Source organism: Kitasatospora sp. NPDC059812, assembly GCF_042732075.1.
Classification (GTDB): Bacteria; Actinomycetota; Actinomycetes; order Streptomycetales; family Streptomycetaceae; genus Kitasatospora.
In genome coordinates this window covers 96,706-115,632 of record NZ_JBHWIO010000015.1, presented here as the reverse complement: position 1 = coordinate 115,632, position 18,927 = coordinate 96,706, and the positions used below count along the sequence as shown (strand labels likewise).

Genomic DNA, 18,927 nt, shown 5'->3' with positions numbered 1-18,927 from the left:
ACCGCCTTTCTCTCGCCCACCCAGCGCCGCGCGCGCCCCCGCGGGGCGGTCGGGGCGGGGGCCCCCCGCCCCGCCGCCCGGCCCCCCCCCCCCCCCACGGCCGAGACGAGCAGTACCCAGGTCTGTCCGCCCCACGGGTCCGTCGGAGGGAGCCCGCCATGCCGCACCGAGCCCTGACCCACCCCGCCCGGCCGCAGGAGGCCCCGGCGCCGCCACCCGTCAGCACCGCGCCGTACACCCTGGTGCGCGCCACCGTCCTCGCCCGCCCCGCCCAGTCGGCCCCGGCCGCCGTCGTCCGGGCCCTGCTGGCCCGGCTCACCGCCGTCGAAGCCGCGGACGCCGCCCTGCGGCCCGCCCTCTGCGACGACCTCCACGCCGGCCGCGCCGGCCACGGCGAGGCGTTCCACCGGCAGGTCGTGCTCCCCTTGCGCCGCGACCTGCACAACGGCCGCCCGCCGCGCGCCGCCCTGCTCGCCCGGCTCGCCGACCTCCCCGCCCGAACCCCGCGCCTCGCCGAGTGGCTGGAGCTGCGCGCGCGGCGCACCAGCCTGCTCGACGACCTCGCCGCCGCCGTCGCGCCCGCACTGGCCGCCGAACGCGCCGCCCTCGCCGAACTCTGCCGCTCACCCGCGTTCACCCGTGCCGTCGCCCTCACCAGCGCCGACCTGCTGCGCGCGGTCGGCAACACGGCGCGCGACGGCGGTGCGGCGGGGGAGCGGCGGGGCCGGGCGCGCAAGGAGGAGGCCGCGGTGCTGCGCCACGCCCTGCGGGCCACCAGCAAGACCAGCCCGCTCTCCTGGTTCACCGCCGTCGGCTGGGCGGCGGGCGGCGACACCGCCCCGCGCGCGGTCGTCAAGGAGAACCGGACGCTGGTCGGAGCCCTCGTCCAGGCCCTGCTCGACGAACCCCGTCGCAGTCGCACCCTGCCGCACCGGATGGCCAGCGCCGCCCGGATCGACGGCGACCGCGCCCGCTACGCCCGCACCCGGGTGGTGTTCGCCGGCGGCCGCTACCTGGTCACCCGCGAGGAGGAGGTCGAACTCGCGGCCCGCCCCGAACTGGCGCTCCTCGGCGCGCTCTCCGACACCCCGGACACTCCGGCCCGGCTCACCGAGCGGCTCACCGCCGCCCTCGGCCGCGCCGGCGGCGACCCGGCCGTGCACCGGTTCGTCGGACAACTCCTCGACGCCCGGCTGCTCGTGCCCGCCGACCCCGTCGATCCGCAGGACCGGGACCCGCTGCGACGCCTCGGCGACTGGCTGCGGCAGTGGCCCGAGGACGCCGAACTGAGCCGGCGCCTCCACCAACTCGCCGATCACACAGCCCAGTTCCATACGACCCAGGCGGAGCGGCGCCCGGCGCTGCTCGCCGCTCTCGCCGCCGACTGGCGCCGGCTGCTCGCCGACGCCGGTCGGCCCGTCCCGCCCGACGCCGCACCCCTTACGGTGCTCACCGAGGACGTCCACGCCGCGCCCCTTACGGTGCTCACCGAGGACGTCCACGCCGCACCCCTCGCGGTGCTCACCGAGGACGTCCACGCCGCACCCCTCGCGGTGCTCACCGAGGACGTCCACGCCGCAGCACTGCCGCGGCCCCGGCTGGAGCCTGCCCGGCCGATCCAGCCCGGCCCGCGGTCGACCGGACACGACCTGGACGGCGCCGACCGGGCCGCGCTCGGCGAACTCACCGCCCTGGCAGAGCTGTTCGACCTCGGCCACCTGATGCGCCGGGCGGCCCGGGACCGCTTCGTCGCCCGCTACGGCGTCGGCGGCGTCTGCGCCACCCCGTGGGAGTTCGGCGCCGATGCCGGCGAAGCCTGGGCCGACGCCGGACGGACCGCCGGACCGCCGGAACTTCGCCTCCTGCGGGAGGAGTTCACCGCCACACCCGTGGTCGACGGCGAGCTGTTGCTGCCCGCCGACCGGATCCGCGCCCTGGCCGCCCGCCTGCCGGACTGGACCGCCGCCCGGCCGCTCAGCTACTCCTGGTTCGTCCAACACGACCTCGCCGACGGCCTGTTGTGCGTCAACCACGTCTACGGCGGCTGGGGGCGCTTCACCAGCCGCTTCCTCGACGCCGGCACGCCACAGGCCGCCGACGTCGCCCGGCAGATCCGCCGCGGCCTCGGCGACGGCGCCCGCGCCGCCCAGATCCGCCCGGTCGGCGGCTTCAACGCCAACCTCCACCCCCGGCTGCTCGCCGACGAGATCGGCCCCGACCGCCGCTGGACCAACCTCGCCGAACCGGACCTCGACCTCGTCCACGACCCCGCCACCGATCAGCTCCGGTTCCGGCTGCGCACCACCGGTGAAGCCCTCGACGTGCTCTACCTGGGCTTCCTCGCGCCGATCATGCTGCCGCAACGGCTCGCCCCGCTCCTCGCCGACCACCCCAACGGCATCGTCGACTTCCGCCCGCTGCTGCCCCGCACCACCCTGCCCGCTCCCGGCGGCACCGTCACCCGCACACCCCGGTTGCGCCACGGCCACGTCGTCCTCGCCCGCCGCCGCTGGCACCTGCCCGCGGCCGTCCTCGACGCCCTGCGTGCCGACCTCGCCGCCGAGACCGGCCCCGGCGACGTGCCCGCGGCCACCGCCGCCCGCTGGCGGGCCCTCCTCGACCTCCCCGAGCAGTTGTTCCTGCACCCCGTGCCGGACGGCCCCGCAGCCGGCCCCGCAGAGGGTCACGCCGTCGACGCCTTCATCGCCCGGCTGCGCGCCCCCAAACCGCAGCCGGTCGACCTCGGCAACCCCCTCCACCTGCACCACCTCGCCAAATGGCTCACCCGCCACCCCCGCGGCGTCGTCCTCGAAGAGGCCCTGCCGGCGCTCGGTGGCCGGCCCCGGCCGACCGGGGCCGTGGAACTCGTCGCCGAGACGTACCGCCCTGCCCGGCCCACCGCCGTCCCAGCGGGGCGTGGGGAGGGCGGCCGGTCGACGCGTGGGGTGACCGCCCGGACAGGGCCCGGCGGCAGCCAGTGGTGAGCGGCCGCCGCACCGGGGCCGCAGTGGAGACGAAGTCCCATCCGTGCAGGCCCATCCGTAGAGGTCCATCCGTGCAGCGTCGAGGAGGCGTTCGATGAGTGATCCGGCCGGTGGCCCGCGGGCCGTGACGGCGTGTGACGTGGTCCTGTACTACTACCAGCCCACCAAAGCCCGGGCGTTGCGCGAGGCCGTGCTGCCGTTGGCCCGGCAGGCGGCGGGGGACGGCCTGGGCGTGCACATCGAGCGGCACTGGCGGTTTGGACCGCACCTGCGCCTGCGGCTGTCCGGCCCGGCCGACCGGGTGGCCGCCGCGGCCGAGCGTTCCGCGGCGGCGCTGCGGGCGTGGACGGCCGCCCATCCGTCCGTCGCGGACCGGACCGACGCCCAGGTGCTGGCGGAGGCGGCCGTCGCCGGGCGGGTCGAGCTGGTCGCGCCGCCCTACGGTCCGCTGGTGCCGGACAACACCGTCCGGGTGGAGCCCGTCGAGGCCGGGGCCGCGACCTCCCTGGACGCGCTGCTCGGGCCCGACGCGGCGGCCCTGCGGGACGAACTGCTGCGACTCGGACTGCCCGCCGTCGGCTCCGCCTGCGACTTCCTCGGGGCGCACGGCGACACGCCGCAGGCCAGGGTCCAACTGGTGGCGGCGGCGCTGGCGGCGCACGCGGCCGCCCACCCGGACGGGCTGATCGGCGGTCACTACTCCTTCCTCTCGCACCTGGAGGACTTCCTCGTCCACGAGGATCCGGACGGGCGGCTGCGGGACGCGTTCGAGCGGCACTGGGAGGGGAGCGGCCGGGCCGTCACGGCACTGGTCGGCCGGATCGTCGACGGCGGGGCGAAGGGCTGGGAGCGGGACTGGGCGCGCTGGTCGGCGACGGCCTGGCGCCGGGCGGAGGAACTGCTGGCGGCCGGGGCCGACCTCGGTGGCGACCGGTCGGAGTACCGGGACCGCGCCGCCGCGCTCGGGGACCGGGCCACCGCCGAACGGTGGAACCCCGAACTGCGTACCGTCTACAGCGAGTTCCACCAGCTGCTGCACCGGTCGGACCCGGCGGGCACGATGTGGAGCCGCCCCGACTACCTGATCTACCGGGCCTGCACCAACGGCCTGTACAGGCTGCTCGCGATCTGTGACGTCCGGCCGGTGGAACGCTACCTCGCCGCCCATCTGGTGGTGCGCAGCGTGCCGGAGCTCACCGGGCACCAGTGGCGGGACCGGGTCGACGAGGTGATCGCCGTGGTCGAGGGGGCGGCATGACGGCCCCGGAGCCCCGTCCCCGGCTGCGCCCGGGCGTGGCGGTGACGCCGCTGCGCGACGGGCTGCACCTGCGGGGGCGCGGCACCAGCCTCACCCTGGAGGGCAGTCGGGCGCTGCCGGCCCTGTGGAAGCTCCTGGAGGCCCGGCTGGGCCCCGAGGCGGACGGGCACCCGGAGGCCGTTCCGGCCCGGGTGGAGGCGGCGCTCGCCACGGTGACCGCACGCCTGCGCGAGTACGACCTGCTGGTCGACCAGCCGGTCCGCCCCGGGAACGCCGACCACCCCGACCACCCCGACCACCCCGACCGCGCTGACCACCCCGACGGCGCCGACCGGCCGGGCCGCCCCGATGGCCGCGAACTCCCGCTGTGGCCCGCCTCGGTGGCCGCCCGGCCCGCGGCAGCCGCGGCGGCCCTGGCCGCGGCCCGCCCGGTGGTGTCCGCCGCGGACCCCGACGGGCCGGGCGCCCGGGCGGTGGCGCGGGCCCTCGCCCGGGGCGGGGCGGAGCCGACCGTCCTCGCCGAGGCCGGCCTGTCCGTCGGGCGGGTGGTGGCCGCCGTGAGCGATCCGCCGGTGGCGGTCGCCATGCAGTGCGACGCGGACGGCGGCTTCGTGACCGCGCCCGCCGACCCGGCCCGCGTCCGCGCGGACGCCGCCGCCGTCTCGGCCCGCCTGCGTGCGGACGCCACGCCGGCGGGTGCGGGTCCACCACCCGCGACGCTCCCCGCCCTGCTCGCCGCCGCGACGGCGCAGCGGCTGCTCTGCGCGGTCGCCGGCCTGCCGGACCCGGGCGATCCGGACGGCGATCCGCGGCTGCTCGTCGGCCGCCCGGCGGTGCTGCTGGCCGAGGCCCGCCCGCCGCGCGCCGACTACCACCCGTGGGCGGCGGGCCCGGGCCGTTCCGCCGGGCCGCCCGACGGCCTGGCCGAGGCCCTGCGCAGGGTCACCGCACTCGGCGATCCGCGCATCGGCGTACTCGACGCGCCCTCGCCTGGGGACCTGCCGCAACTGCCGGCGGCCCTGGTCTCCTGCCGCACACCCGCCGGCACTCTGGTGGCCGGTGCGGCCCGGACGGACCTCGCCCGGCTGGCCGCCGCCTGTCGGGCCGCCGAACTCCGGCTGGCCGCACTCGACCCGACCGCCCCGGTCGTGGGCGCCGACCCGGACCACGCACTCGGCCGGGCCCTGCGCCGCGCGGCCCACGCCTGCCCGTCCGAGGGCCGCCCCCTCGCGTGGGCCGCCTGGCGGGAGCACCCCCAGGCGGCGCACTGGTGGGCGGCGCTGGCCCGGCGCCTCGGCCGCGCTCCCGAGCTGGAACTCGGCCAACTGGCCGACGAGCAGGCCTTCCTGGCCGTCGTGGCCACCGCCGGTACCGTCCTCGGTCGGGCCGTCGAGGCCACCCCCGCCGACGCGGTCGCCGTCGCCGCCCTGTCCGCCCTGACCCGCCTCATGGCCGCCGGCCACGGCCTGTCCGCCGCCCACCACACCACCCTCACCGGCGCCGCCGCCCCGCTCGCCGCCCGGCGGCAGCCGGCCGGCCGCCCGGACCCAGGCCGCCCGGACCCAGGCCGCCCGGAGCCAGGCTGGACGGACCCGGGCTGGACGGACGAGGGCTGGACGGACCGCTGGATCGCCGAACTCGCGGGCCGGGAAGCGGCGTTGCGCGACTCCCTGGGCCGCCTGACCGGGCTGCGCGCCGACCCCTGGCAGCCCGCCACCGCCGCCGCCCGCCCCCTGGCGAACGCCCTGGACGGCTGCGGCTTCACGGTTCTCGTGACCACCGGAGGCCACCCATGACCACCGCCACCGACCTGCCGGTCCTCGACCCCGAGCGGGCGCTGGCGACCACGAGCGGCACCGCCGTCGTCCACCTCACCAGCTGGACCCTCGACCTGGCCGCCCGACTCAGCCGCCACGCGCTGGAGCACCCGGTGCGACTGGTGCCGGTACGGGAGGACGGCGCGCTGACGGTCGTCGGGCCGGTCCTGGAGCCGGGGGCGTCGGCCTGTCTGAGCTGCACCGAGTACCAGCGCCTGGCCACCGCGGGCGGCCGGGTGCCCTGGCGCAGCCCCGCACTGGCGCTCGCGGGCACCGGCACCCCGGCCTTCACCGAGGCGGTCGCCGCGCTCGCCGCCGACCTCGCCGCCGACCGGGCGGAGTCCGGGCCGCACGCCACCGTCCACCTCGTCCACGGCGACCGCGCCACCTGGTCCACCCACCTGGTCCGCCCGGTCGGCGGCTGCCCGGTCTGCCGCCCGCTGCCCGCCGACTCGCCCGCCGCCGCCCGGCTGCCCCTGACACCCCGCCCGCTGCCCGATCCGGCCGTGCTGCGCGGCGCGAACGACCTGACGGGCACCGACGGCAGGGCCAACGACCGGCTGCGTGCCGAGCTGTACGACGAGCGGTTCGGCCCGGTCCGGCGCCTGTTCCGCACCGAGGACTCGGCGTTCGCCCTCACCACCGCCTGGGTCACCGACGGCCGGCTGCTCGACGACGGCGGCTACGGGCGGGCCGTGGACTTCCGGTCCAGCGAGCGGGTGGCGCTGTTCGAGAGCGTCGAGCGCTTCGCGGGCATGCGGCCGCTCGGTCGCAGGACCGTCCTGCGGGGCTCCTACGGCGACCTCGCGCGCGACCTGGGGCCCGAGGCCGTCCTCGACCCCGTCCTGCTGGGGCTGCCCGATCCCGCGCACCACGGGCACCCGAACCGGGCCACCGTCCCGTACACCCCCGACCTCGTGCTGGACTGGGTCCACGGCTGGTCCCTCACCCACGCGCGCCCGCTCGCCGTGCCGGAGCACGTCGCCTACTGGGAGCTCCCGGACCGGGACCGCCCCAGGGTGGTCTACGAGTCCTCGAACGGCTGCGGGCTCGGCAACAGCCCCCAGGAGGCCGCCCTCTACGGGCTGTTCGAGGTCGCCGAGCGGGACGCCTTCCTGATGGCCTGGTACGCGCGGACCCCGCTGCCCGGCGTCGCCGTCCCCGTCGAGGACCCGGCCGTCGCCGACCTCGCCGACCGCGCGCGCCTGCTCGGCTACCGGCTCACCCTGCTCGACGCCACCAACGACCTCGGCGTTCCCGCCGTGATCGCCCTCTGCCGCTACCGGGGGAGCCACCCGGACGCCCCGCGCACCTTCCTGGCGGCCGGCGCCCACCACGACCCGCGGGCGGCGATCCGCTCGGCCGTCGCCGAAGTGGTCACCAACGTGCAGGAGGCGGCGCACCGCCCGGCCACCCCGGGCGGGCCGCGCGACCCGGACCGGCTGCGGCCGATGCTGGAACGCCCCGAGCTGGTGGTCGGCCTGGAGGACCACGTCGGCCTCAACACCCTGCCCGAGGCGCAGCCCCGCCTGGACTTCCTCTTCGCCGGCCCGCCCCCGGTGCCCTGGCCCGAACGCTGGCCCGGCGCCCCCGAGCCGGTCACCGACCTGACCCTGCTGCTGGAGCGGACGGTGGCCCGGCTCGCCGAGGAGGGCCTCGACGTCGTGGTGGTCACCCAGGACGAGCCCGGGGTCCGCGAACGGCTCGGCCTGCACTGCGCCAAGGTCGTCATCCCCGGGACCCTCCCGATGACCTTCGGGCACGTCAACCGCCGCACCCGCGGCCTGCCCCGGCTGCTGGCCGTCCCGCACCGGCTCGGCCGCAGCCCCCGCCCGCTGCACCACGACGACCTGGCCCTCCACCCGCACCCGTTCCCGTGACGGCCCCGACCCCCTCCCCGAGGACCCGATGACCACCCACCACCGGCCGACCACCCACTGGCAGAGCCTGCACCTCGCGCTTCCCCTGACCGCCCGGGACGCCGACACCTTCGTCACCGACGACCTCGCCCCCCTGATGGACGGGCTGACGACGGATCCGGACGCCGACTGGTTCTTCATCCGCTACGGCGAGGGCGGCCCCCACCTGCGGATCCGCTTCCACGGCCCGGGCGCGCCGGAGCAGGCCGAAGGACTCGCCGCCGACCTCGCCCGCCTCGCCGCCCGCCGCACCCCGCCCACCGGCCCCTGGGCGCCCCGCCACGGCGAGGTGACGGCGGTGCCCTACCAGCCCGAGACCGAACGCTACGGCGGCCCGGCCCTGCTGCCGATCGCCGAGGACCTCTTCGGCCACTCCTCCCGCACGGCCGTCCGTGCCCTGCGGGCCGCCTCCGCAACCGCCGCCCGCCTGCCGCTCGCCCTCGACCTCGCCCACACCACCGCCCACGCGCTCGGCCTCGACGACCTCTCCGCCGCCCGCTGGCTGCGCCGCCACGCCGCCTCCTGGCGCTGGGTCACCGAGTACCGGCCGCTGCCCGGCGCGGCCGTCCACACCAGGGTCAACACGGTGTTCGCCCGGCAGCGGGACGCGTTGGCCCGGCGTGCCCGCGCCCTGCGCGAGGCACTCGACACCGGCGCCGCCGCACCTTGGCTGACCGACTGGTCCGGGCAGGTGGCGGCCGCGGCCGACCGGATGCGCGCGGCCTCGCCGCCCGAGGCCGCCGAGCGGCTGTCCTGGGCCTGGGCCTCCCAGCTGCACATGCTGTTCAACCGCCTCGGCGTCGGTCCCGACGAGGAGCGCGCGGTCTGCCGACTCGCCGCCCGCACGCTGCTGGAGACGGACCGGCCGTTCGCCTTCTTCCCCGCCGACCGGCACGCCCCCGACTACCAGTACCTGGAGCGCAGCAAGTTCCAGATCGGCCGCAGCGAGGACACCGCGCTGCGCGACCTGGCGCCCCGCCCGGCCCCGCGGGAACAGCCCGACGACGTCCGGCTGCCCGCCGAGCCCCTGCCGGAGCTCACCCTCGCCGAGGCCCTGCGCACCCGTCGCTCCGCCCGCGGCCCGCTGACCGGCCCGCTCACCACCGCCACCCTCGGCGGGGTGCTCTGGTCCGCGTGCGCACCGGGCCCGGAACTGCGCCGGCCGATCGCCGACGGCACCGCCCCCGCCCACGGCCACCGCCCGTACCCGAGCGCGGGCGCGCTGTACAGCGTCCGTCTGCGCCTGCTCGCCCTCGCCGTGGACGGCCTGCCCGCCGGCACCTACCAGTGCCTGCCGGAGCGCCGCGCGCTGCGCCCGATCGGCCCGGCCCCCGCCCTCGACGACCTCAAGGCCCTCTCCTCCTACCTCTCCCGCCCGGCCGCGGATCCGGACGCCGTCGGCATCGACGAGGCCCCCGCGGTCCTCGCGGTCTACGTCGACCTCGCCCTGCTGCGCAGCCGCTACGGCCTGCGGGCGCTGCGCCTGGGCCTGCTGGAGGCCGGCCACCTGACCCAGAACCTGCTGCTCGCCGCCACGGCCTTCGGCCTCGGCACGATTCCCCTCGGCGGGGTCCACGACGACCTCGCCCACGAACTCCTCGGCCTGGACGACCTGGACGAGCCCGTGCAGTACCTCCTGCCGCTGGGGCGGGTCTGACACCTCGCGTCGGATCAGCGCGCGGCCTCGGGCGCCCGGCGTCGCGCGCCCGGCGGGAGTTGCCGGGCCCGCCCCGGGATGCCCGGGGCCGGGCGGTCAGCTGAGTGGGCGGTCAGCGTGAGTGGGCGGCGAGGCTGAGCAGCAGGTGGGCGGATTCGGGGTGGTGGAAGTCGGAGTGGGCGCCCGCCGGGTTGAGGCGGGCGGCCAGGCCGCCGCGGTAGACCCGGGCGGCGTCGATGTTGACGATCGGGTGGTCCAACTCGGTGCGCGGGTACGGGGAGGCGGTGGGGCGCAGCCGGGTGCTGAACTGGGGGACGGGGGCGACGCCGGTGCCGGAGTGGCCGATGCCCGGGCGGCCCTCGGCGCGCAGGTGCCAGAAGCCGGTGGCGCGGTCCCAGCGGGAGTGGGTGAGCACCAGCGGGCCGCGCAGCGGGGCGCCGGGGCGGCCGGGGCCGAGGAACAGCCGGGGGAAGAGGTGGGTGAAGGCGTCGCGGGGCGCGGCCATCTGGAAGACCAGCGCGCTGTCGACGGTGAACGGCCGGGTGGGGTCGCCCGGCCGGCTCCAGCCCAGCACCGGCGGCCCGGCGGGCCGGTCGGCCGCGTACTGGACGGCCTCGCAGAGGAAGCGGCCGCCGAAGGAGTGGCCGACCAGGTGCAGGTACTGGCCGTTGCGGTTGGCCAGGACGCGGGGCGAGGCCGGGTCGCCGCGGTCGGCGTCCAGGTAGCCGAGCAGGTGGCCCAGGACGCGCCCGGCCTGCCCCTGGGCGCTCATGGCGTGCGCCCGGGCCCGGATCCGGCGGTAGCCGGCCGGCGACGGCAGGCTGGAGGACGGCCAGCGCACCACCACGCACCACGGGCGGAACCCCCTGGTCAGCCCGGGGTAGGCGGTCGGCGCGGACCGGTGCAGGGCGGCGGCCTCGGTGAGCAGGGCGGCGGCCGAGCGGTCGGCGGCGGCGGGGCTGGTCTGCCAGCCGTGGACGTAGACGTAGACGTCGGTCGCCCGCGGGGGGATGCGCAGGTGCCGGGCGAGGTGTTGGGCGATCCGGGCCTCGGGCACCGGCGTGCGGGTGCCGGGGACGAGCAGCCGGCCCTCCTCGTCCAGGTCGACGGTGGCGGTGGCGATGGGCGTGGGCGCCGTCACGGGGTCAGCTCCAGGATGCTGTCGAGGCCGCAGTGCAGGGAGTAGGTGAGCGCCAGCGGGTTGCGGTACTCGCGGGCGAACCGCCGGACCAGCTGCTGGGTGATCTCGCCCGCCGTGAACTCCCCGGTCAGGTAGAGGTCGAGGAAGGCGAAGGCGTACTCGGCGGCGAAGACCTGCGGGATCTCGATCTGCGGGCCGAGCACGCCGTTGGCGCCGAGGTCGACCAGCGCCCGGCCGAGGTGCTCCAGTTCGGCGGCCGTGGACTGCCCGGTGTGGCACGCGTTCAGCAGCACGAACGGCCGGAACATGGCGTCCGGCGCCTCGGCGTGCCGGCGGCGGTGGCGGCGCACCAGGTCGGCGTCGATCTGGCGGTCGTCGGAGAGCCGGACGGCGAGCTGCTCGTACGGGGAGTCGCCGGCGACGAACTGGCCGTGGCACCAGAAGTACATGACGTCCTCGTCCAGCACGGCGGAGGACAGCGCCTTGAGCAGCGGCTCGGACTCGGTGCGCACGGTCAGCTGGGAGCGGTCCTCCAGCAGCTTGCGGACCTCGGGGGCCCGGCCGACGTCGGTGAGCTGGTCGTCGGTGTTGAGGCTGGTGACGGGCCTGGTGCGGGCCGGGTACGGCGGCTGGATCGGCGGATAGCCGGCGCCGGTCTGCTCGACCTGGTGGCGGTGGCCGAGGAAGTCCGCCCACGGGTCGGCGTGGCCGCCGTCGACGGCGAGCATCGGCCAGGGCAGGTGGAGGTCGGAGTCGAAGCTGATCCGCAGCGAGCCGTGCTCGGTGAGCGTCCGGGTGAGGTACTCGCGGAAGACGGTGAGCTCGCGCTCCGGCCCGTCGAGCATCACCTCCAGGAAGTACCGTCCCTCCTCGGCCAGTTCGGCGACCTGCCGCTCGGCGACGCCGGCCAGCCGGTTGAAGTCGACGGCCTGGGCGAAGGGGTAGCCGCCGATCGGCTCCGGGTCGTACTGGACCAGGCGGTCGCGCCAGACGGTCCGCAGCCGGGAGGCCCGGGCGAGCAGGGCGGGGGCGGACACCTTCAGCTCCGCGCGGTGGGGGCGGGACCAGGGCGTGCGCTCGCCGGGCCGGAAGGCGGAGACGAACAGGTCGTCGCGGTGGCGGCGCAGCGAGACCACGAGGTCCAGCGGGGCCGGCTCCTTGGCCTGCGGGGCGTCCGGCGCCTGCTGCCGGGGGAGCCGGGTGAAGTCGGCGGAGGGGTTCTGGCGGATCTCGACGAGGAGGTCCCGGGCCACGCGATTACTCCTCGTCCTGGGCGATGTCGGCGACGGTGATGGCTTGAGAGGTGACGGCTTGGGCGGCGACGGTGGCGGCTTGCGCGACGGGCGGGACCTCGACGACGGCGCACAGGTCCTGGAGCACGGCGCCGTGCCCCCGGTCGTAGACGGTGATCCGGACGGTGTGCGGCCCCGGCACGGACGGGGTCAGCGCGAAGCGGACGGGCTCCCCGGCGGGGCTGTAGTCGGCGACGGGCGGATCGAGCACGGCGTCCGAGGCGGCGACGGCCACCAGGCGCAGGCCCGGCAGCTCGCCGGGGTCGCTCTGCGGCACCTCGGGTTCCAGCCGCAGTTCCAGGTGCACGGCGGCCCCCACCGCCGGCTCGTCGAGCAGGGTGAGCCGGGGCCGCCAGGCCGTCCTGGCCGGCGCGGGCGCCGGGGGGCGGTGCCGCGACCCGCGCGAGCGCCGGATCAGCGCGGCCGGCTCGGACGGTTCCGGGCCGAGCTCCGCGCGGACGGGTGCGGCCGGCAGCGACTGCGGCCCGCCGCCGTCGAGTCGGGCCGGCGACTCGGCTGCGCCGCCGTCGAGTCGGGCCAGGGCCGTCCGGCTCTCCACCGCCAGCGGATGGCCGGGGCCCATCAGGGTCCGGCGCGCGGTGTGGACGGCCGCCAGCAGGCCCTGGGCGGCGTCCCGGCGCCCGCTCGCGGCGAGCGCGGCGGCCAGGCCGACGGCCAGCGTGGGGAACACCGGGAGCAGCCCGGGGCGCAGGGCGCCGAGGCTGACGGCGACGTCGTCGGCCTGCCGGTGCCCGGTCAGCAGTGCCCCGGCCGGGATCCGGTCGGCGACGATGCCTTCGTACACCCGCACCGCCCCGATGGCGTCGCCGGCCCGCAGCCGCGCGTGGGCGAGGCTCTGGCGGATGCTCAGGGTGAGGGAGTTGCGGGGGCCGTGGCTCGCGGCGCACTCCTCGGCGAGTTCCTCCAGCCGGACGACGGCGCGCAGCGGCCGCGGGCCGCAGGCCAGCAGCAGCGCGTGGGCCTCGCGGGCGGTGAGGGTGGCGTCGTCGGTGCTGCCGAGGGCGTCGTCCGCGCAGGCGGCGAGGGCGGCGGCCAGGCGCACCGCCGTGTCGTGCTCCCCGTTGAGGTGGCGGGCGAGGGCGAGGACGCACCCGGAGCGGACGAGGCCGGGCAGGGCGGGGCCGGCGGGTCGGGTCCAGTCCGGCGTCAGGGGCGACAGTTCGGCGATCGCGCCGGCGTGGTCCCCGGCGAGCACCAGGGCCTGGGCGAGGCCGTACCGCACGGCGTGGGCGAGGAGGTGCTCCGGACCGAGGGCCGATTCGACGGCGGCCAGCACCTCCCGGTAGCAGTCGGCGCCCTCCGCGTACCGGCCGGCCTCGACGAGGTTGAGCGCGATGCTGTCCCGGTCGTCGAGGGCATCGAGGGCATCGAGGGCGTCGAGGGCGCCGGGGTGTTCGGCACCGAGGATCCGGGTGCGGTCGGCCAGCAGGGCGCGGTAGAGCGCGTCGGCGCGGTCGTGCTCCCAGCGGCGGCGGTGGGCGTGGGCGAGGTCGGCGCGCGCGGTGAGGGCGTCGGGGTGGTCCTGGCCGTGTACGCGCTCGTGGTCGGCGAGCAGCATCAGCCGTTCGACGATCTCCTGCCGCTGCCGGCCGGCGCGGGCGTGGGTGGAGGCGAGGCTGGAGCGCTCGCCGAGGGTGTCCGGGTGGTCCGCGCCCTGGACCCGGCTCCGGTGGGCGATCAGCTCGGTGAACAGGGCTGTGGCGCGGTCGAGTTCGCCGGTGGCGAGGACGGCCTCGGCGAGTTGGGAGAGCTGGTGGAGGGTGTCCGGGTGGTCGGGGCCGTGGATGCGCGCACGGTCGGCGGCCAGTGCCTCCCGTTCGGCCTCGGCCTGGTGCAGGAGGCCCGCGAGTCGGCGGTCCTGGGCGAGGCTGCCGCGACAGGCGAGGGTGCCGGGGTGGTCCGGGCCCTGGAGCCGGATCCGGTCCCGCAGCAGCGCCTCGTCGAGTTCCGTCGCGGGGCGGTGGTCGCCGCCCGACCGGTACGTCCAGGCCAGCAGGAACCGGGCGCCGAGGGCGTCGGGGTGGTCCGGTCCGAGCACCCGCTCGGTGTCGGCGACCAGGGGCGCGGCCAGGTCGAGCGCGCGTTGGAGGTCGTAGCCCGCGCGGTACGAGGACGCCTGCCACCAGCGGGCGTTGAGGGTGTCCGGGTGGTCGGCGCCGAGCACCCGGGCCCGGTCGGCGGCGACGGCGCCGAAGGCCTCGGCCGCGCGGCGCTGGTCGTCCGCGTCGCGGTGGGCGGCGGCCTGCCACCACCGGGTGGTGAGCGTGTCCGGGTGGTCCGGGCCCTGCGCCCGCTCCTGGTCGGCCAGCAGCGCCGTGTACAGCTCGGCGGCGGCGGGGTGGTCGCCCGCCGCCACCACCGACCGTGCGAGGCCGAGCCGCGCGTCGAGGGTGTCGGGGTGGTCCGGTCCGAGCACCCGTTCGTAGTCGGCGACCAGGGCCCGGAACAGGTCCACCGAGCGGTCGTGCTCGGCCGCGTCGCGGCAGGTCCGGGCCAGGCCGAGCCGGGTGTCCAGGGTGGTGGGGTGGTCGGCGCCCAGGACCCGGGCCAGGTCCGCGACCAGTGCCTCGTACAGCTCCAGGGCGCGGTCGAGTTCGCCGACCTCGCGGTGGCCCGCCGCCTGCGAGCGCCGGGTGTCGAGGGTCTCGGGGTGGTCGGGGCCCTGGAGCCGGGTGCGGTCGGCCACCAGCGCGGAGTGCAGCTCTGCGGCGCGGCGGTGCTCGCCCGCCTCGCCGTGCGCCCAGGCCAGGGAGCCGCGGGCGTCCAGGGCCAGCGGGTGGTCGGCGCCGTGGAGCCGGGTGCGGTCGGCGGCCAGGGCCTCGTAGCAGGCGATGGCGCGGCGGTGGTCCTTCGCGGCGGAGGTGGCCCAGGCCAGTCCGGCGCGCGTGGCCAGGGTCTCGGCGTGGTCGGCACCGCGGATCCGGGTGTCGTCGGCCACCAGTGCGTCGAACAGCTCCACCGCGCGGCGGTGGTGGCCGGCCCGCTGGTGGCCGTTCGCCTGCCACCAGCGGGCGGTGAGGGTCTGGGGGTGGTCGGCGCCGAGGATCCGGCTGCGGTCGGCCGCCAGCGCGTCGTACAGCTCCACCGCGCGGCGGTGCTCGCCGGCCTGCTGGCAGTCGTGTGCCAGCCACCAGCGGGCATTGAGGGTGTCCGGGTGGTCGGGACCCTGGAGCCGGGCCCGGTCCGCGACGAGCTCCTGGTGGAGCTCCAGCGCCCGGCGGTGCCGGCCGGCGGCGGTGAGTGCCTGCGCCAGCGCCAGACGGGCGCCCAGGGTGTCGGGGTGTTCCGGTCCGTGGACGCGGGCGTGGTCGGCCACCAGGGCTTCGGACAGCGTGACGGCCTGTCGGTGGTCGCCCGCCTCCCGGCAGCTGTCGGCGTGCCACCAGCGGGTGTTGAGCGTCTCCGGGTGGTCGGGGCCCTGGAGCCGGGCGCGGTCGGCCGCCAGCGCTTCGTACAGTTCCGCCGCGCGCCGGTGTTCCCCGGCGTCCCCGTGCGCGGAGGCGAGCCACCACCGGGCACTGAGGGTGCGGGGGTGTTCCTCGCCGTACAGCAGGACGCAGTCGGCGACCAGTTCCGCGTACAGCTCCACGGCGCGCGGGTGGTCGCCGCTCTCGTCGTGGGTCCGCGCCAGCTGGAGGCGGGCGCCGAGGGTGGTGGGATGCCCGGCACCGAGCGTCAGGGTCAGGTCGGCCAGCACCCGTTCGCGTTCGGCGAGCGCCTCCCGGATCCGCCCCGCGCACTGGAGGGCGTAGGCCAGGCCGGTGCGGGCGTTGAGGGTCTGCGGGTGGTCGGGGCCGTGGACCCGGTCGTAGTCGGCCACCAGCCGTTCGCGCAGTTCCACGGCCTGCCGGTGGTGCTCCGCCGCGCCGTGCAGCCAGGCCTGCCAGCCACGGGTGTGGAGGACGGCGGGGTGGTCGGCGCCGAGCACCCGCAGCCGGTCGGCGACGAGTCGGTCGCACAGCTCCGCCGCGTGCCGGTGGTCGCCGGCGTCGCCGAGGGCCCGGGCCAGGCTCAGCCGGGCCTCGAAGGTCTCGTGGTGGTCGGGGCCGTGGACCCGCTCACGGTCGGCGAGGAGCCGTCGGCATTCGGCGAGCGCCGCGCGGGGGCGCCCGGCCAGCAGCAGGGTGCGGGTGAGGTTGGACCGTTCGTCCAGGGTGTCCGGGTGGTCCGGGCCCTGGACGCGGGCGCGGTGGGCCACCAGGCCCTCGAACTCGTCCAGTTCACGGTCGGTCCGGCCCGCGACGCGCAGCGCGTAGGCGAGGTCGCTGCGCTCCTCCAGGGTGCCGGGGTGGTCCGCCCCCTGGACGCGGGAGCGGCTGCGGACCAGCGCCCGGTGTTCGTCCACCGCCGTCCGGAGTTGGCCCGCCTCGCGGTGGGCGTGGGCGAGACCGCTGCGCACGTCCAGGGTGTGGGGGTGGTCGGGCCCGAGGACGCGGGTGTAGTCGCGGACCAGATCGGTGAACCGGGCGACCGCCGAAGCCGGGTGCCCGGCCTCGCAGTAGGCCGTCGCCAGTCGGCCGCGTGCGAAGAGGGTCTGCGGATGGTCCGGCCCCTGCACCCGGACGTGGTCGGCGACCAGCGCCTCGTACCCGGCGACCGCGGCCCGGTGGTCGCCCGCGACGACGTGGGCGGCCGCGAGCCAGTCGCGGCTGGTGAGGGTGTCGGGGTGGTCGGCGCCGAGCACCCGGGCCCGGTCGGCCACCGCCTGCTCGTACAGGGTGATGGCCAACCGATGCTGGCCGGCAGTGAGTTGGGCGTACGCGAGCCCGTTGCGGTGGGCCAGGATGTCCGGGTGGTCGGGGTCGTCCAGGACCCGGCCGGCGTCGGCCAGCAGCCGCTCGAACTCCGCCACCGCCGCCTGGTGTTGACCGGCCACCTGGAGGGCGTAGGCCAGGCCCGCGCGGCTGGTGAGGGTCTCCCGGCTGTCGGCGCCGAGCACCCGCGCCCGGTCGGCCGCCACCGCGCGGAACTCCTCGACGGCGCAGCGGTGTTCACCCGCCTTGCGGTAGGCGTGGGCGAGGGTGCTGCGGTCGGCGAGGGTGGCCGGGTGGTCGTGGCCCTGGAGGCGGGTGCGGTCGGCCACCACCGCCCGGCAGAGCGCGACGGCCCGGGCCGGATCGCCGGCCCGGGCGTGGAGTTCGGCGAGCCGGCCCCGGATGGCCAGGGTGTCGGGGTGGTCGGCGCCCAGCAGGCGGGTCTGGTCGTCGGCCATTGCGGTGACCAGCGGGATGGCGAACACCCGCTGGGCCCGGTCGGTCAGCTCGCCGGTGGCCAGCCGGTACAGCGCGACGGTCTGCGGGGTGGGCTGCTCGGACGGGCCGCCGGCGGCCAGCTCGCGGATGTGCGGCAGCAGCGCCCGGCGAAGCCGGGGCCCGGCGGTCGGCCAGAGCCGGGCGGCGGCCTCGGCGAGCTGCTGTTCGGCGCGCCGGCGCAGCGGGCGGGCGCCGTCGGAACGGCGCAGCACGCCCTGGAGCAGGCGGTGCACGGTGACGGTGTCGCCGAGGGTGATCAGGTTGTAGTCGGCGAGCAGCCGCAGCGCGGAGTCGACCTCGACCGGGCGGCGCGCGCCGAAGGGCGTCAGGGCTTCGCGCGGCAGCGCCTCGGGGGCGTACCAGGCGAGCGTGCGCAGCAGCTCGACGGCGAACGGGGTGGTGGCCTGGACGGTGCGCAGGGTGGTGTGCCAGAGCCGGGAGACGGTGGCCACCGCGCCGGTGCCGGAGTCGGAGCCGGTACCGGAGTCGGAGTCGGCGTCAGGGCCGGCCGGGCTGCTGGTGCGCAGCAGCTCGCGGTAGGCGGCGAAGGTCGTGCCGGTCTGCTGCACGTAGGCGCCGGCCTGGGCGAGGGCGAGCGGGAGATGGCCGAGTTCGTCGGCCAGGGCGAGCACCTCGGCCTGTTCGGCCCGCGCCCCGGGGTAGGCGGCGCCGCAGAGCAGCCGGGTGGCCTCGGGGGCGTCGAGGACGTCGATCCGCACCGGGCGGATGCCGGGGTGCCAGCCGCCGGCGCGGCGGCTGGTGACCAACTGGTGGCCGCGGCCGAGCAGCCGGCCGAGATAGGGGGTGAGGTGGACCGGGTCCTCGGCGTTGTCGTAGACGAGCAGCCAGCGGTCGTGGGCGCGCAGCCAGGCGAGCGCCCATTCGACCTGCTGGCCGGGCGGGGCGGTGAGGGCCCAGGTGGGGTGGAGGTGGACGGCGAGGTCGGCGAAGGCCTCGGCGAGCTGCTCCTCGGACTCGGCGGTGATCCACCAGATCAGCCGGTAGTGCGCGGCCTCGGCGTAGGCGTAGTGCAGTGCGACGGTGGTCTTGCCGACCCCGCCGAGGCCGTGCAGCGTGGTGGCCTGGGTGACCAGCCCGCTGCCGTCGCCGTCCGACAGCGCCTCGGCGATCGCCCGCAACGCGCCGTCGCGGCCCACGAGTCGGTCCACGGCGCGGGGCGGCAGGTTGGGAGCGGGGGCGCTCGCCTCGACGGTCAGCGCGGCCCGCGCCGCCTCGGGCGGCAGCACGGCCGCCCGCTGCTCGGCATGCGGGTTCCCGGCGGTGGCGGGTGAGACCGGGCGGCGGCGCTGGTCGAAGGCCTCGTGGTCGGGCAGGCCGCCCTCGGGCCGGACATGCGTCGTCCTGGACATCAACACTTCGGCGCCCTCACCCCCACGTACGGTTCCGCCCGCCCACCGTAGTCGCGGGCGGGCGCCGTGTCACCGGATTCCGCCGGTCACCCGGAGCCGGGCGCACCACTGTCGGTACCGGACGGTAGCGTACCCGGATGATCATGCACACCGCCCCCACCTGGCACGCCACCGGAACGGGCGGCCCGGAGGCGCCCTGGTCCTCGCCCCCGGGCT

8 protein-coding genes are annotated in these 18,927 nt (G+C 77.6%); 5 read left to right on the top strand and 3 right to left on the bottom strand.

The window, feature by feature from the left end; all coding sequences use genetic code 11:
- Window positions 1-158: 158 nt before the first annotated feature.
- The 5 genes from ACFV6D_RS11125 (at window position 159) to ACFV6D_RS11105 (ending at window position 9,635) form a co-directional block, all read left to right on the top strand.
- Entirely contained in the window at window positions 159-2,984 is a 2,826-nt protein-coding gene (locus ACFV6D_RS11125; protein ID WP_380559312.1) for a lantibiotic dehydratase, read from the top strand.
- Between the two features lie 94 nt (window positions 2,985-3,078).
- Window positions 3,079-4,242: a hypothetical protein gene (locus tag ACFV6D_RS11120; RefSeq protein WP_380559310.1), complete on the top strand. Its 1,164-nt coding sequence runs from the start codon at window positions 3,079-3,081 to the stop codon at window positions 4,240-4,242.
- Window positions 4,239-6,038: a hypothetical protein gene (locus ACFV6D_RS11115; protein ID WP_380559308.1), complete on the top strand. Its 1,800-nt coding sequence runs from the start codon at window positions 4,239-4,241 to the stop codon at window positions 6,036-6,038. Before ACFV6D_RS11120 ends, ACFV6D_RS11115 begins: the two co-directional genes overlap by 4 nt.
- On the top strand, window positions 6,035-7,939 hold the full coding sequence (locus tag ACFV6D_RS11110) for a TOMM precursor leader peptide-binding protein (protein WP_380559306.1): 1,905 nt from the start codon (window positions 6,035-6,037) through the stop codon (window positions 7,937-7,939). The genes ACFV6D_RS11115 and ACFV6D_RS11110 overlap by 4 nt, the downstream gene beginning before the upstream one ends.
- 28 nt (window positions 7,940-7,967) lie before the next feature.
- Entirely contained in the window at window positions 7,968-9,635 is a 1,668-nt protein-coding gene (locus tag ACFV6D_RS11105) for a thiopeptide-type bacteriocin biosynthesis protein (protein WP_380559304.1), read from the top strand.
- Window positions 9,636-9,747: 112 nt separating this feature from the next.
- Here ACFV6D_RS11105 and ACFV6D_RS11100 read toward each other — a convergent pair whose 3' ends face one another.
- Genes ACFV6D_RS11100 through fxsT form a run of 3 tightly spaced genes read right to left on the bottom strand, consistent with a single transcriptional unit; the run spans window position 9,748 to window position 18,711 of the window.
- A complete protein-coding gene (locus tag ACFV6D_RS11100; RefSeq protein WP_380559302.1) occupies window positions 9,748-10,776 on the bottom strand; it encodes a hypothetical protein in 1,029 nt (342 codons plus the stop codon).
- Complete coding sequence (locus tag ACFV6D_RS11095; RefSeq protein ID WP_063345885.1) at window positions 10,773-12,029, bottom strand: CHAT domain-containing protein; 1,257 nt, start codon at window positions 12,027-12,029, stop codon at window positions 10,773-10,775. Before ACFV6D_RS11095 ends, ACFV6D_RS11100 begins: the two co-directional genes overlap by 4 nt.
- A 4-nt stretch (window positions 12,030-12,033) precedes the next feature.
- Window positions 12,034-18,711 carry an FxSxx-COOH system tetratricopeptide repeat protein gene (fxsT, locus tag ACFV6D_RS11090; RefSeq protein WP_380559300.1) on the bottom strand — a complete coding sequence of 2,226 codons (6,678 nt, stop codon included), beginning with the start codon at window positions 18,709-18,711 and terminating at the stop codon, window positions 12,034-12,036.
- Window positions 18,712-18,927 lie beyond the last annotated feature (216 nt).